The following is a 15,280-nucleotide window of genomic DNA, read 5'->3' on the forward strand; positions in this document are numbered from 1 at the left end:
CCGGGCCAACTACACCAATATTAATATATCATAAAAAACAAATTATAATGATATTATCAGTTTAGTATTTTGTGTTATATTGCGTTACATTTTCTAAACGTTACTTTATCGCAAATTTCTACATCAACTATTAATGAAGGTTTTATTCGGAGGCATTTTTTTTGCGATCCTTACCGGAGTGTGCTATGGTTCTTTTGCCCAAACAAAATCTTCGGTAATTCAGGGTAAAGTTTTGACAGAAGCCAACAACCCTGCCGAGGCAGCTACTGTTGTACTCATGCTGGCAGCCGATTCGGCCATCATTAAATCAACCCTGGCCGATAAATCGGGATTGTACCAGCTAACCAATATAAAACCCGGCAATTACATTCTTTTGGCAAGCCAAATAGGCAGTACTAAAGTTTATACCGGCCCGTTTAGTTTAGTTGCAGGGCAAACATTTGTGGCGCCAACCATCACTCTTAAACAAACAAACACCCAGCTTAAGGCTGTAACCGTTGTAGCCCGCAGGCCTTACATACAGGTTAAACCGGGCAAAATTGTACTTAATGTACAAAACAGCATCCTTGCCGATGGCAATTCGGCGTATGAAGTGCTGCGCCAGTCGCCCGGAGTACATGTGGGGGGCGATAAAGAATCATTAAGCATTACCGGGAGGCAGCCCGCCCTTATTACCATTGACGGCCGCGCCACCAATTTAACCGGCGATGACCTTAACAACCTGCTGCGCAGCATGCAAAGCAGCACTATCGACCAGATAGAAATCATCAGTACTACATCGGCAAAGTACGATGCATCCGGCGGTGGCATTATTAACATTGTGCTAAAAAAAGGTAAAAATATAGGTACCAACGGCACTTTAACTGCCGGGGCTGGCTATGGTAAATATGCAAAAGGCAGGGCCGGTATCGTTTTCAATAACCGGTCGGCAAAGGTTAATATCTTTGGTAACTATAGCTTTGATGATAATAAAACTACGCGCATCATTAACACCGACAGGAATATCAGCTACCATGATACTTTAAGTAACTACAACGTGGCCTATCATAATATCCAAAAAACACAAAACCACAATTTTAAAGCCGGGCTCGATTACTTGTTGTCATCAAAGCAAAGCATTGGCTTTTTGATAGGCGGTGTTATCACCGATAGTAAATTTATAAAAGATAATACTTTAAAAATATCCAACCAAAATAAGCTGGACTCTATCATCATCTCACAATCCAACCTTGACAGGGGCAGCAGTTTTTTAAATTATAACGTTAATTATAACGCCGAGCTTGATAAAAGCGGCAAAACGCTTTCGGCCGATGCTACCTACTCTACCTATAGCCGCCACTCCAATGAGTTTATTACCAACAATTTTTACACGCCCGTTGGCAGCAATTACCGGGATGCCCAGCAATTGGAAAACATTTCGCCCTCCAGCATACACATATGGACATTTAAAGCCGACTATGTAAACCCGCTTACCAAAACCTCGCGTATTGAGGCCGGAGCCAAATACAACTATGCCAAAAGTGATAATAACCTTACTTTTGGCCCCAGGGTAGGTAATGTTTATCAGGCAGACCCGAATTTTAGCAACCGTTTTTTGTACATCGAAAAAGTAAGCGCGGGATATATTAACTACATTAACAAAGTTGGCAAATGGGATATTACCGCCGGCTTGCGGGCCGAAAACACCAATTCAAAAGGAAGTTCGGTAAGTACAGCATGGGTAACTACTTCGTATGAGTATTTCAATTTGTTTCCGCAAACACAGGTAAGTTATACTTACAACGAGAAAAACGTTTTCGGCATCAGCTATAACCGTGGAATTCACCGCCCCGATTACCAGGACATTAACCCGTTTTTATATTATACCGATCCGTATGATTACCGGTCGGGCAACAAAAACTTAAAACCCGAATATACCGATGCCATTCAGTTGTCGCATACCTATAACGATACTTTTATCACTACGCTATATTACAACCAAACCAATGATGCATATGATTTTCCGGTTTACCGCCAAAACGATACCACCAAGGTTAACATAACCGAGCGTAAAAACTTTGGGCATATTTACGTATACGGCCTATCATTTTACGCGCCTGTGCAGTTTACCAAATGGTGGTCGGCAAATTTTAATTTAGATGCATCGTACCTGCGCTACAAGGCGTACCCGGCTAATGGCAGTTTTAATAAAGCATCGCAGGATATTATTTTCAATAGTACCCAAACCTTTGCTATCAGCAGCACCATAGCTGCCGAAATTACCGGCAGGTATGAATCGCCAACCTTATACGGTGTAAACCAGCTTAAGCAAAGCTATGCGGTTAATGCCGGCATAAGCAAAAGTATTTTTAACAAACGCGCCAGTATTAAAATAAATTTGAATGATGTGTTTAATACTGACCGCGACCGCAATCAAGCCATGTACCAAAACATCGATTTATCGGAATATAACAAAAAAGAAACGCGGGTACTAAGAATAGGATTTTCGTATCGTTTTGGTAAAACATCTGTTAAATCGGCCACCAAACACAATACCGGCAGTGATGATGAGCAGCGTAGAACGGGTAATTAAAGAAGTTCGATGTTAAGATAGGATTCAGCCGAAAGGTTGATGCTATAATCGAAAAAGAAAGATACCGGGTTAGCACTTCAGACTAAATACTTATCACTTGTGGCTACCTGATCCGGATTTCCGGGTATTTACCTTTTATCTGGGTAACAAAAAAATTCCCTAATGATTCGGCACTCATGAACTTTTTGAAGGAAGCATTTGAAAAGCCAAAGTATTGCCATACCCCTCCGCTATCCCTAAATTCAAGTTCCAATATTTTAGAAGAAGGATCGTAGCCTGCGCTATTCAATGCCGATGACTGTACCGACTGCCTTTGCATAACTTGCTTTTGCATAATACTTTATAGTTAATACAATGCGCAAAAGGCAAAAAGGTTTTAAATACTTTTATCCTGCATGCCCGCTCAGCATGCTGGCCATAATAATCAGCAACACCAGCATGGTGATGCCCAGGTACAAATAATCCTTTTCAATAACAAAACCAATGGCCGAAAACACCACCCGTATAATAGGCGTAGCTATTAATAATATGATACCCGCCTGAATAATTGCACGCCCCCTACCCGTAACAATACCATGCAAAATGCCACCCACGCTCCCTACAAAATCGGGCACGCCTTTAAAGGTGCTATAGTCTACATGGGTTTGCCCATGCCTGTACAGGTACACTACGCCACCAATAAACACCACAGTCATGGATATAAATACCCCTGCGCGCAATATCCAGCCTATGATGGCTTGCATGTCGGTATCCCGGAATTTAGTCATTAGTCATTAGTCATTAGTCATTAGTCATTAGTCATTAGTCATTAGTCATTAGTCATTAGTCATTAGTCATTAGTCATTAGTCATTAGTCATTAGTCATTAGTCATTAGTCATTAGTCATTAGTGGCAATTGACCTCACCTTTTATTGTTTTAATTAGTTCAAACTATTTTCACAAACTATGCAGATACCAATGACTAATGACAGCGAAGCGAAATGACCAATGACTGCGCAGCAAAATGACAGCGAAGCGGAATGACTAAATCTTCCCCGTAAATCCGTTATATATCATTTGCGATGCTAAAAAGGTTACTACTACTGCAAATACCCAGCGCAGCCAGCCGGATGAGCTGGTATGTACCAATATTTTTGAGCCGCTTAGCGCACCTAATAAAACGCCTATGGCCACAGGCATGGATAGCCCGGGGTCAATATATCCGCGTTGCAGGTAAACCACCGCGCTTGCTGCAGCGGTAACCCCTATCATAAAATTACTTGTTGTGGTTGATACCTTAAAGGGGATACGCATAATGGTATCCATTGCCAATACCTTTAAGGCACCCGACCCTATGCCCAGCAATCCGGAGATAGTGCCTGCAAACATCATCATAAAAAAACCGCCACCTACGTTTTTTACCTTATAAGCAACCGAACCATTAGCTGTTGGATAAGTGCTGTTCAGCTTCAGTTTTTCGGCCAGTACACTGGGTTCCTGGTTTACAGATTCAACCTTTTTCTTTAGCGACATGACGGCCGAAAGTATAAGGATAACCCCGAATAAGATGGCAATAAAATGGGTAGGGATATAAACCGCTATCAGTGCACCTACCATGGCTCCGGCAGTAGTAGCTATCTCCAAAAACATACCCAGCCTGATATTGGTAATACCCTCTTTAACATACGCCGCCGCCGAGCCCGACGACGTTGCAATTACAGATACCAGCGATGCGCCGATGGCGTAATGGATATCTACTTTCAACAGCAAGGTAAGCAAAGGAATAATAACCACTCCCCCACCCAAACCTGTTAATGAACCCAGCAATCCCGCAAAATACGAGCCGATAAGTATAATAAGCGTTAGTACAATTACCGACATAATTTGCAGCGATATTGAACTGCGAAAGTAGCAATAACTTTTTTAGATAAGATGCTTCTTTTTGGTTCATTGGTTCACTTGTTCATTGGTTCATTGGTCTTTTGCGCAGGAATTTACTGGCAAGTGGACTAATTGGTTTACCGGTTCATTAGTTCATTGGTCGCTTCGTCGGCAACTCCTTTGCAATTGAACTGAATAAGCCAACTTATAAATCGAAGCGACACCAATGAACTAATGAACCAATGAACTAATGAACCAGTGAACCAATGAACTATCCAGAACCAATGAACTAACGATGTTGAATTTTAATATATAACAGGGATAATACAATAGTGATTAATTTGTTTTGTTATTTTAAGCCCTTTAATATTAAATACATGAACAAGAAAGCTTGCCTGCTTACCATTCTATCTGCATTACTACCCGCTCTGCTTTTTGCCCAATTGAAACTACCGGCCAATATGTTTTTAAAAAAGCTACCCAATGGCCTGGATGTATTGGTTGTTGAAGATAATAGCGTACCCCTGGCTACCATTATGATAACTACCAAAAATGGTTCGTATACCGAAACGCCCAAATTTAACGGGCTAAGCCATTTATACGAGCACATGTTTTTTAAAGCCAATAAAGACTATAAAAACCAGGAAGATTTTTTAGACCGTGTAAGCGAACTTGGCATGCAGTTTAACGGATCGACCACTTACGAAAACGTGAACTATTATTTCACCCTACCTAAGTTTAACCTGAACCAGGGGTTAGATTTTATGAATTCGGCCATCCGTTACCCTTCTTTTAACGCCGAAGAGATGGCGAGGGAAAATGTTGTGGTTGATGGAGAGTTTCAACGCCAGGAATCGAGTCCGACTTTTGCTTTGAGCGATGCTATGGACCATCACATGTGGGGCTATTTGTACAGCCGAAAAAATGCCATAGGCAACCACGATGTCATCCGCTCGGCTACGCCCGATTTGATGGATTCCATCAAAAACAAGTACTATTATCCAAATAACTCCCTGCTAACCGTTGCCGGCGATGTGGAGCACGAAGATGTTTTTAAAAAGGTGGAGGCCATTTATGGCAGCTGGAAACCATCAAAGTTTGATCCCTTTAAAAAATGGCCTATACCGGAGTTTAAGCCTCTGGTAAAACCCGATTATTTTGTGGTAGAATCGGCGCTGAGCAACGTGCCTTTTATTATGATTGACTGGCAAGGGCCCGATACGCGTAACGATGTAAAATCAACCTACGCAGCGGATGTGTTCAGTTACATTTTAAATCAAAATTCATCAACGCTTAAAAAGGCGCTGGTGCAATCGGGGTTGGCGCTTGATGTCAATATCAGCTATTTAACGCTAAGCCACGTTGGGCCTATTACTTTATTCATAGTACCCAATCCCAATAAAATTAAAGAATGCATGGCCGAGGTAAAACGGCAGCTGGAATTAATGGATAAGGACAATTACGTAACCGACGAACAAATTACCACATCTAAACAAAAGCTGGGCATTTTAAAGGTTCAGGAAGAAGAAGTCGCGTCGGATTTTGTACAGGTACTATCATTCTGGTGGTCATCAGCATCATTAGATTATTATACCACTTACAACACCCGGCTAAACCAGGTTACCCGTGCCGATTTGCAAAGCTATGTGCGCAAGTATATTAAAAACAAACCCTACTGTGCGGGCATGCTCATTAACCCCGAACTGGCCGGCCAGGTAAACCCTAAAACTTTTTTCAACGCATCAAACTGATTCAAATCCGAAGTTTAAAGTCTGAAGTCATAAGTATTTCAAATTGCTTTCGACTGATGATAGTTGACTAATGACAAAAACATATTCTAATGAAGAAAATATTTGTAACACTCTTTTTTATCTGCGGAAGCCTGTCTGTTATGGCCCAGTCAGAAACAACATCGTTTGATGTGGATGGGATAAAGGTAATTTTTAAGCCTACGCTAAAAGATATTATCAATGTGCGCATGTTTTACCGCGGCGGCGTAACCAACTATCCGGCCAGCCAGGCTGGTATTGAAAAATTCGCGCTGGAAGCTACTGCCGAGTGCGGCACCAAAAAATATTCGGGCAACGTATACCGCGACAGGGCCGATGTTTACGGCGTCGACGTAGCCTCGGAGGGCGAATATGATTATGGTAACATCCAGATGCAATGCATCACCAAATATTTTAACGAGGGCTGGGACTTATTTACCGAATCGGTAGTAAACCCGGTTTTTGACGCGGGCGAGGTAGAATTATTGCGGAGCAAAATAGTGGCCAAAATGCGCGAAGATCAATCAAACCCCGATAAACGTGCAGAGCAATTGGTTTTGCAAAGCGCCTTTGAGGGCACGCCTTACGCCACCGATCCGGATGGTACCGAAGAGATACTGAGCAAATTAACCGCTGCCGATCTTAAAAATTATTACAGCTCCATCTTCAATAAAAACAGGATGTTTATTGTAGTGGCCGGTAAAATCAGCAAAGAGGTACTTATTGCCAAAATAAAGGCATCATTTGCCAACCTGCCATCCGCGCCATACACACCGGTTGCCTTACACGAACCGGCATGGAACGATTACAAAGTGGTTAAAGAAGACCGCAACCTGCAAACCAACTATATAGATGCCATCATGAACGGGCCAACATTTAACAGCCCCGATTATGTGGCTTACCGTGTAGGCATTTCGGCATTGGGAGGGTCCTTATTCAGCGAATTGCGTACCAAGCTAAACCTGTCATATGATCCGGGTACCTATTCGGTAATGCAGCATATGCCCTATGCGTTGATGTATGTAAGTACAACCAGTCCTAAGGAGGCTGTAACAGCCATGAACCAGCAACTGAACAAAGTACTAAGCTACGGGCTGAGCCCCGAAGGCCTTAAACGGATAAAAAGCAGCTTTATAACCTCAAACTATATCAAACAACAAAGCACCGCCTCTATAACCGGTAGCCTGGGCATTGCCGAAATTTTGGGCGGCTGGCAACTTGCGGAAGACCTGCCCAAAGCCATCGAAAACGTAACGGTTGACCAAATAAACCAAGCTATGCAAAAATACATCGTCGGCCTGCGCTGGAGCTACTTAGGCGACCTGAAAAAAGCAGGTGAGGCTGATGCTGCGTTTAGGATGACCATTGGTCATTAATCAACTTACAATCATTAGTTTTTAAGACAGACGTATTGGACATCAATAAAAGGCGATTTCATTGAAAACATGAAATCGCCCTTACTATTTAAAATTCTCCAATAATGAAATCAATTATGTTCGACTTCCTCTTATCAATTAATTTTTTGCCCCAGGTCTTTGATTCGGAGGCCATTTGCTGAACTTCTCGTTGTTGTGCGAGCGAGTTATAAGAGGTAAGTTTCTCTTTAAATGGCTTATTACCGATTGAACAGTTGTGTGATTTGGACACCAACAGATAATTTCCCAAACAATCTAAGTATTGCTGAACAAACTCTTCGTCGTACTTTGCATAACCTGCAGCAGGTTTTTCTGTTTGAGGGGCTATGTGCTCTAATTCAGGGTCTACAATTTTATCAAAACGAGTAGGCGTATAACCTGACTTGCCTTGGCTCTCAAGATGATTTTCATACTTCCATAGAAGAAACTTTGCAGTTGAATGTTGGATTTTACCTTGTATAGAACTTTCGAAAGCTGAGTTGTTCCAGTAAGACCACCACCATGAATCTGAGGATATAGTCTTCATCCAATTAATTCGTCCAATAATATCATTAATATTTCTATTACCGTTGGTAAACTGCTCATAAACATCGTTTATTCTAGATATCATCTCTGCGCGAGTTCCTATCAATCTATGTCGTAGCACTAACGATTCCAACGATGTACTAAGTTTACATATCTCTGTGATACCTAACCCATATTTATATGCCTTAATTATAAATGGTAATGCTAACCCAATTCCACCAAGATTAATCAGAGAATGAATTTCAATATGCTGACGTTCATCCTTTCCAAAAAATACCGTTAAATATTCAAAGCTTAATGCTAAAGCGTGAGTAAACGATTTTATAAAAGCTATTGAATCGCTTTCTGATAGAAGTTTATTTATTTTATCAATAGCGTTTGTTTCCCAAAGTGAATTGAAGTATACCCTCATGGTATAAATTAAAACCTGATCCTCATCTAAGCGATATTCTATAGAGGAAATAGATTTATAAATTTTTTCAAAACGATTTTTTATTTCGGCAATCAAATCATCTTTTTCACCTCCACCATAAAGATGAACATTGAACATAAATTCAGCTTTTATTATTTCCAAATTAGATGGTTTCTTCCCTCTATTGTTTTGAAAGATAAACATTTGTATCGCTTCAGATTCGTCTGTGACTGGATGAGTTGTACAAGATGCGCCCTGCACAGTATTCAGCATTTTCATCAAATAACTGTCTTCTTTGCTCGATAAACGCTTAATAAAATAATCAAAAGCACTTACAATACGCTTGGCTGATGTTGTTTCAATCCCATTTTTATCTTTTTTCACTTGGTCAATTACATAATCAATAAATAATTGACCATCGTAATCAACAGTGGTAAACCGATAAGTCGAATTTCGTTTTATTATATCTTCGAAGATTTCAGTTTCTGTCTCAGATAGTTTTCTAATCTGTTTAAGCTGTTTAAAAAGTGCTGATAGAAAAATTACAATAGTTGTTAGACGTTGTTGACCATCAATTACTCCATAGCGATTATTGGATTTATCTTCAAATAAAAAATGACCAAAATAATATGGCGTTTTAGCTTCACTTTTGATATAGTCTTCTAAATCTAAAAAAAACTCATTTACCTGCTTGTTAGATTTATTAAGTTCAGTTTCAACTTCCCAAGAATAGGCCCGTTGATAAGAAGGAACAAATATTTTATTCCCTGATAACATTTTTTTAATTGTTGTTGATGCTTCCATTAATTGTGATAATTTAATCGGTTTACTTGGCGTACGCCTTTACAAAGGCGAGTCGCAAATTAAATCATAATACATATAATATGTAGTGATTGTCAAAAATATATCTCCCAATGACCAATGACCAATGACTAATGACTAATTTCGCCCCATGGGTTATAAGAGTTTACAGGCTTGTATTGCCGACCTGGAGAAACATGGTCATTTGGTGCGGATTAAGGAGGACGTTGATCCTCATTTACAAATGGCGGCCATACACCTGCGGGTGTTTGAAAACCAGGGACCGGCTATCCTTTTCGAAAATATAAAGGGAAGTAAGTTTCCGGCGGTATCTAATCTATTTGGTACGCTGGAGCGGTCTAAATTTATCTTCCGGGATACGCTGGAGAAGATTAAAACGCTCGTCGAACTAAAAAACGACCCCATTAAGGCTATTAAAAACCCCTTTAAATACGCCAATGTAGCGCTTACGGCCTTATCGGCATTGCCCATGAAAGGTAGTGGCAGCAGTGCCCCGGTAAACTTCGGCAAGTGCCAAATCAGCGATATCCCGCAGATAGTAAACTGGCCTATGGATGGCGGCCCCTTTGTAACCATGCCGCAGGTATATACCGAAGATGCCGATAAACCAGGTATCATGAATGCCAACCTGGGCATGTACCGTATCCAGCTTGCCGGTAACGATTATATTTTAAATAAAGAAATAGGCTTGCACTACCAGCTGCACCGCGGTATTGGCGTTCACCAAACCAAGGCCAATGCAAAAGGCCAACCTTTAAAAGTGAGCATTTTTGTGGGCGGCCCGCCAAGTCACCCGGTAGCCGCAGTTATGCCGCTGCCCGAGGGCTTGTCCGAAATGACATTTGCTGGCGCTTTAGGCAACCGCCGTTTCCGGTATTTTTATGATGACGAGGGTTTCTGTATTTCTTCGGATGCCGATTTTGTAATAACAGGCACTGTGATGCCAATGGAAAATAAACCCGAAGGCCCTTTTGGCGATCACCTGGGTTATTACAGCCTGGCTCACGATTTTCCGCTATTAAAAGTGCACAATGTATACCACCGTAAGGATGCCATCTGGTCGTTCACGGTTGTAGGCCGTCCACCGCAGGAGGACACCAGCTTTGGGGCATTGATCCACGAGATAAGCGGGGCGGCCATACCGAAGGAAATACCAGGTTTGCACGCTGTTAACGCAATTGATGCGGCGGGTGTACACCCATTATTATTTGCAACCGGCAGCGAGCGTTATACGCCCTATATTAAGGAGCGCAAACCGCAGGAAATATTAACCATTGCCAACCACATTTTAGGTAAAAGCCAGCTAAGCCTTGCAAAATACCTGCTGATAGCTGCGCAGGAAGATGACCCGAACCTGGATGTTAACAACATAGAAGCATTTTTGCACCACATGCTGCAACGCGTTGATTTTACCCGCGACCTGCATTTTTACACCCGCACCACCATCGATACCCTTGATTACAGCGGCGACGGACTGAATACCGGTAGTAAGGTGGCCATAACTGTAGCAGGTAGCATTAAGCGCGAGCTTTGGACAGCATTACCATCCTGGTTTGATTTGCCCAGGCCGATAACCAATATCAAAATGGCCATGCCGGGTGTATTGATGGTTGAAGTGCCCAGGCATATAAATCATAAGGATATCGATAATGTTATCAGCATTATTGAGTATCGTTTAAAGGAGGAAGAAGATGAACTGGGCGGCCTTGCCCTCATGGTACTATGCGATGATGCAACCTTCGCGGCAGCCAGCATTAATAATTTTGTATGGGTAACGTTTACACGCAGCAACCCATCGCATGATATTTACGGCATAGGCAGCTTTACCGAACACAAACACTGGGGATGCACCGGCCCCCTCATTATTGATGCACGTATAAAACCCCACCACGCACCCGTATTGGAGCGCGACCCGGAAGTTGAAAAGCTTGTTGATAAAATGGGCGAAAAGGGCGGCGCATTGTATGGAGTGATTTAGCAGGAATTTTAGTACCGATCTTCTGAAATTTGATATTCAAAAGCTGTAGTGTTGCGTTCGCAACAGGTGAAACAGCAAAAAACACCATCTATCTAACAATCAACAAATTAAGAATTGTCATAAAATAAAAACCGCAACAAAACCGCAACAGCCGGCTAACCGGGGGCGCAGGCATGCCAGACAAAAATCCTGTTAATCCTGCAAAATCCCTCAATCGTGTTTATCTTTGGGCGCTATGAAAAATCTATCTATATACATTTTATCTATCGCCCTGCTGGTATCTGCCTGTACAAAAAAAGATGTTGCTTATTACAGTATATCCAAGGTAACCAAATCTGATACTGCCAGTAAGGTCATCGTTAATATTAAAGCAAGGCTGACTAAAGAGCAACTACTCGGCATCGCCGGAAAAATAAAATCGGACAGTGCAGCTTTGCCCAACCTGCAACTGTGCTACATGCTGCCCGGCCATAATGATAAAAATACCGGATCAAATAATTTTTACGCCATTGCCAAATATCCCAGCGCCCAAACGGCAACTATGCAGGATACTTTAAAAGATTCGGAAGGCAACGTTGTAAGGCTAAAAATAACCGGCGTATCTGCCCAAATGGCCCAAAAACTGGTTAATTTTCATCCAAAGGAATTAAAAGATCAAAACTTTTTCGGGCACTTTATTGATGATAACAACCATACCGTCATTATTCCCTTCAGGGATTTGACAGACCCGAAGAAGGAATATTATATACTGGAATTAGATACAACCGGCAAAGTGGTATCTGCAACAATCCCAACTGTGGTTACTAAGGATGGTATCGAAAAATGGTTTGTTACCGACCGCGGAGATTATATCACCATAAAAGATAGCATACTTACCCAATATTCCATCGATGATTTGGGCATGCCTTACAATAGTATTAAATCGGGTTTATAATTACATCTGTGATTGCGCTTACAGGTTTTTCGCGCAAAGGGAGCTGGGAAAAAACAAGCAAATCACTTTGCGTCTCTGCGTCTTTGCGCGAAATAAACTTTATCCATTTTTAAAAGCGCCCCCCAGCGCCAGGTACCTTTTAACTAAAAACTAAGTTAAAAAAGGATAAATTTTTCCTTTTCATAATTTATACCAATATATTTATAGTGTTTAAAACATTATTAATATATCTATGACCCGAAATCTTATTAAAACCTTAACACTGAGTGTTATTGGGGTTTTTAGCTTTTGCTTTGCAATTGCCCAGCCTCGCCTACCGGAAGGCTACTTCTGGAAAAAACTTCCAAACGGACTGGAAGTTGTTGTTATTGAAAACAGCAAAGTGCCTTTGGCTACCATCGAAATTGCCGTAAAAAACGGTGCTTATACCGAAGGCCCGGAGTTTAGCGGCCTGTCGCACATGTTCGAGCATATGTTTTTTAAAGCCAACAAAGATTACCCAGACCAGGCTTCATTCCTGAAACGTACGCAAGAACTTGGCGCCATATGGAATGGCACAACCGATGTGGAGCGTGTAAACTACTTTTTTACTTTCGACAGGGATAGCCTTAGTGCTGGTTTAAAATTCATGAACGCCGCCATCCGTTTCCCTATTTACCGCGAAGAGGACATGAAAAAAGAGCGCCCCGTTGTTGACGGTGAGTTTCAGCGCGCCGAAAGCGATCCGGGTTTCCAGTTATGGTACGGTATCCAGCAAAAATTATGGGGCGACCTTATCACCCGTAAAAACCCAATCGGTATCCACGAAGTGATTAACACAGCTACACCCGAGAAAATGATGGTTATTAAAAACAAATATTATTTCCCTAACAACAGCTTGCTTACCATTTGCGGCGACGTAAAACATGAAGCAGCTTTTGCCATGGCCGAAAAAATATTTGGCGATTGGGAAAGCAGTGGTTTCAACCCGCACGAAAAATATCCTATCCCGCCGTTTAAGTCATTAACCAAAAAAGAATATTTTATTAAAGAAACTACCATAGCGCAAACACCATCGATGCAAATTTCATGGCAGGGCCCGTCATACCTTACCGATTCGGCATCTACAGTAGCTGCGGATTTGTTTGGCACTATTGTGGGTTTGAATTCATCAAAACTACAGCAGGCCTTGGTTGATAAAGGTTTGGCAAGCAGTGTATATGTAAACTATACAACCAGTAAATATGTTGGCCCTATTGATATGGGAATCGAGCCGAACCCAACCAAATTAAAGGAATGCTATGACGAGGTAATAAACCAGATAAGCCTGTGGGCAAAAGATGATTACTACACCGATGAGCAGCTGAAAGATGCGAAGGCTATATTATTGCGTAACAGCATTCACCGTAAAGAAAAACCATCAACCCTGGCCAGCCAGTTAAGTTACCAATGGTGCAGCACATCGCTTAATTTTGCTACCGACCTGGATAGTAATTACCAGAAAGTAACCCGTGCCGATATCAAGAAATTTGTGGACACCTACATCATCGGCAAGCCATATGCGGCCGGCTTAATTATATCGCCCGATTTGAGTAAACAACTGAATGCAGCTTCATTTTTTGTAGCTAAGTAATTTAAAAGATCTTATCATGATGAAGAAATATATGTTCGGCCTGCTGATTGTAGCGGCGATAGGAAATATAAAAACGGTACAGGCACAAAAATCAGCTTACGAAACCTCGGTTGATGGCGTTAAGGTAATTGTACAGCCAAGCGGCAACGATATTGTAGAGATACAAACCATTATTAAAGGCGGCGTGCAAAATTATACTGCCGAAAAAATGGGTATCGAGTCGATGGCGATGAATGCCCTGACCGAATGCGGTACCGTTAAGCACGATAAAAACGCATTTAAGGATATCCTGGATAAAGTTAGCTCAACCATTTACGGTTATAGCAACAAAAACTTTTCGGTAGTACGCATGAACTGTATTAAAAGCGATTTGGATGTGGTTTGGCCGCTATATGTTGAGGCCATGACCCAGCCACGTTTTGATGCCAAGGAGTTTGCCCGTATTAAACAGGATGCTATTACCAATTTAAAAAGCCTCGATTCCAGGCCCGATAATGCCATTGATAAACTTGCCGATAAAGTCGCTTTTGTAAACCGCGACTACGCCAAAGACCCTATGGGTACAGTGGATATCCTGACCAAATTAACTCCCGAAGAAACCAAGGCCTATTATACCTCAATATTCACCAAATCGCGCTTGCTGATTGTTGTAGTGGCCGATCTGGACCAGGCTACTATCGAGGCTAAAGTAAAAGCGATGCTGGATGGTGTTAAAAAAGGCCCTGCTTTTACCTTCAAAAAAGCGTCATTTAAAGTTTACAAAAACAGCATTAATGTGGAGCAACGCGATTTGGCTACCAACTATGTGGAAGGCATCACCAGCGGCCCTATACCTGGTACAGAAGATTTTGACGCCTTTAACGTAGCCATGCGAATTTTTGCTAACCGCCATTTTTTAGATGTGCGCACCAATAACGGTTTATCATACGCGCCGCAGGCCTGGTTTAGCGTTGGGCAAACTTCAACCGCCCGCTTCTCGGTATCAACTACCCAGCCGGATAAATATATAGCTGTATTTGATAAGCTGGTTGATAAAGTAAAAACAGAAGGCTTTAAACCCGAAGAAGTAGCCAATATGAAAGTTACCTACCTAACCGGTTTTTACTATAAAAACGAAACCAACAGCGCCCAGGCATCATCCATAGCATCAAACGAAGTATTATTTGATAACTGGAAACGCTCATTAACTTTGGTTGATGATGTTAAAAAATTAACCGTAGAACAGGTTAACAACGCCTTTAAAACCTATATCAACAACATTGTTTGGGTATACCAGGGCGACCCCAAAAAAGTAAACCAGATTTTATATATCAACGGGACATTGAATAAAGGCGAAAATGGTGTAAGCCACTAAGGCTACGCCGTCATTTCGCTTCGCTGT

At 41.7% G+C, this 15,280-nt stretch carries 11 protein-coding genes; 7 read left to right on the forward strand and 4 right to left on the reverse strand.

Features of this window, described 5'->3' with window-relative positions; all coding sequences use genetic code 11:
- The first annotated feature begins 133 nt into the window (after positions 1 to 133).
- Positions 134 to 2,572 (forward strand): TonB-dependent receptor domain-containing protein, encoded by a 2,439-nt coding sequence (locus AC1RM2_RS09365; RefSeq protein WP_492984805.1) that lies wholly within the window; start codon positions 134 to 136, stop codon positions 2,570 to 2,572.
- Between the two features lie 103 nt (positions 2,573 to 2,675).
- Here the strand turns inward: AC1RM2_RS09365 and AC1RM2_RS09370 are convergent, their stop codons facing one another.
- The 3 genes from AC1RM2_RS09370 to AC1RM2_RS09380 form a co-directional block, all read right to left on the reverse strand.
- Positions 2,676 to 2,906 (reverse strand): KTSC domain-containing protein, encoded by a 231-nt coding sequence (locus AC1RM2_RS09370; protein ID WP_477360619.1) that lies wholly within the window; start codon positions 2,904 to 2,906, stop codon positions 2,676 to 2,678.
- Positions 2,907 to 2,958: 52 nt separating this feature from the next.
- Entirely contained in the window at positions 2,959 to 3,339 is a 381-nt protein-coding gene (locus AC1RM2_RS09375) for a DUF1634 domain-containing protein (RefSeq protein WP_492984807.1), read from the reverse strand.
- Positions 3,340 to 3,595: 256 nt separating this feature from the next.
- Positions 3,596 to 4,432 (reverse strand): sulfite exporter TauE/SafE family protein, encoded by an 837-nt coding sequence (locus tag AC1RM2_RS09380; RefSeq protein WP_492984808.1) that lies wholly within the window; start codon positions 4,430 to 4,432, stop codon positions 3,596 to 3,598.
- Positions 4,433 to 4,809: 377 nt separating this feature from the next.
- On the opposite strand from AC1RM2_RS09380, the gene AC1RM2_RS09385 reads away from it, so the two are divergent.
- Both AC1RM2_RS09385 and AC1RM2_RS09390 read left to right on the forward strand, forming a co-directional pair.
- On the forward strand, positions 4,810 to 6,183 hold the full coding sequence (locus AC1RM2_RS09385) for a M16 family metallopeptidase (RefSeq protein WP_492984810.1): 1,374 nt from the start codon (positions 4,810 to 4,812) through the stop codon (positions 6,181 to 6,183).
- Positions 6,184 to 6,272: 89 nt separating this feature from the next.
- Positions 6,273 to 7,577, forward strand: coding sequence for a M16 family metallopeptidase (locus AC1RM2_RS09390; RefSeq protein WP_492984812.1), 1,305 nt, complete (start codon positions 6,273 to 6,275; stop codon positions 7,575 to 7,577).
- Positions 7,578 to 7,665: 88 nt separating this feature from the next.
- Here the strand turns inward: AC1RM2_RS09390 and AC1RM2_RS09395 are convergent, their stop codons facing one another.
- Positions 7,666 to 9,357 carry a DUF262 domain-containing protein gene (locus AC1RM2_RS09395; RefSeq protein WP_492984813.1) on the reverse strand — a complete coding sequence of 564 codons (1,692 nt, stop codon included), beginning with the start codon at positions 9,355 to 9,357 and terminating at the stop codon, positions 7,666 to 7,668.
- A gap of 148 nt (positions 9,358 to 9,505) precedes the next feature.
- Between AC1RM2_RS09395 and AC1RM2_RS09400 the strand changes: the two genes are divergently transcribed.
- The 4 genes from AC1RM2_RS09400 to AC1RM2_RS09415 all read left to right on the forward strand — a co-directional run bounded on the left by AC1RM2_RS09400 (position 9,506) and on the right by AC1RM2_RS09415 (position 15,253).
- Positions 9,506 to 11,353 carry a UbiD family decarboxylase gene (locus AC1RM2_RS09400; protein WP_492984815.1) on the forward strand — a complete coding sequence of 616 codons (1,848 nt, stop codon included), beginning with the start codon at positions 9,506 to 9,508 and terminating at the stop codon, positions 11,351 to 11,353.
- 235 nt (positions 11,354 to 11,588) lie between these two features.
- Entirely contained in the window at positions 11,589 to 12,287 is a 699-nt protein-coding gene (locus AC1RM2_RS09405) for a hypothetical protein (RefSeq protein WP_492984817.1), read from the forward strand.
- A gap of 232 nt (positions 12,288 to 12,519) precedes the next feature.
- Entirely contained in the window at positions 12,520 to 13,899 is a 1,380-nt protein-coding gene (locus tag AC1RM2_RS09410) for a M16 family metallopeptidase (protein ID WP_492984819.1), read from the forward strand.
- A gap of 16 nt (positions 13,900 to 13,915) precedes the next feature.
- The gene (locus tag AC1RM2_RS09415; protein ID WP_492984821.1) at positions 13,916 to 15,253 is read left to right on the forward strand and encodes a M16 family metallopeptidase; all 1,338 of its coding nucleotides are present in this window, start codon (positions 13,916 to 13,918) and stop codon (positions 15,251 to 15,253) included.
- Positions 15,254 to 15,280: the final 27 nt, after the last annotated feature.

This window comes from Mucilaginibacter sp. GW822-FHT03E02, assembly GCF_058801545.1.

Bases quoted from the DNA above. Each gene is read 5' to 3' on its own strand.
- AC1RM2_RS09365 (WP_492984805.1), top strand. From the start codon at position 134: ATGAAGGTTTTATTCGGAGGCATTTTTTTTGCGATCCTTACCGGAGTG.
- AC1RM2_RS09370 (WP_477360619.1), bottom strand. From the start codon at position 2,906: ATGCAAAAGCAAGTTATGCAAAGGCAGTCGGTACAGTCATCGGCATTG.
- AC1RM2_RS09375 (WP_492984807.1), bottom strand. From the start codon at position 3,339: ATGACTAAATTCCGGGATACCGACATGCAAGCCATCATAGGCTGGATA.
- AC1RM2_RS09380 (WP_492984808.1), bottom strand. From the start codon at position 4,432: ATGTCGGTAATTGTACTAACGCTTATTATACTTATCGGCTCGTATTTT.
- AC1RM2_RS09385 (WP_492984810.1), top strand. From the start codon at position 4,810: ATGAACAAGAAAGCTTGCCTGCTTACCATTCTATCTGCATTACTACCC.
- AC1RM2_RS09390 (WP_492984812.1), top strand. From the start codon at position 6,273: ATGAAGAAAATATTTGTAACACTCTTTTTTATCTGCGGAAGCCTGTCT.
- AC1RM2_RS09395 (WP_492984813.1), bottom strand. From the start codon at position 9,357: ATGGAAGCATCAACAACAATTAAAAAAATGTTATCAGGGAATAAAATA.
- AC1RM2_RS09400 (WP_492984815.1), top strand. From the start codon at position 9,506: ATGGGTTATAAGAGTTTACAGGCTTGTATTGCCGACCTGGAGAAACAT.
- AC1RM2_RS09405 (WP_492984817.1), top strand. From the start codon at position 11,589: ATGAAAAATCTATCTATATACATTTTATCTATCGCCCTGCTGGTATCT.
- AC1RM2_RS09410 (WP_492984819.1), top strand. From the start codon at position 12,520: ATGACCCGAAATCTTATTAAAACCTTAACACTGAGTGTTATTGGGGTT.
- AC1RM2_RS09415 (WP_492984821.1), top strand. From the start codon at position 13,916: ATGATGAAGAAATATATGTTCGGCCTGCTGATTGTAGCGGCGATAGGA.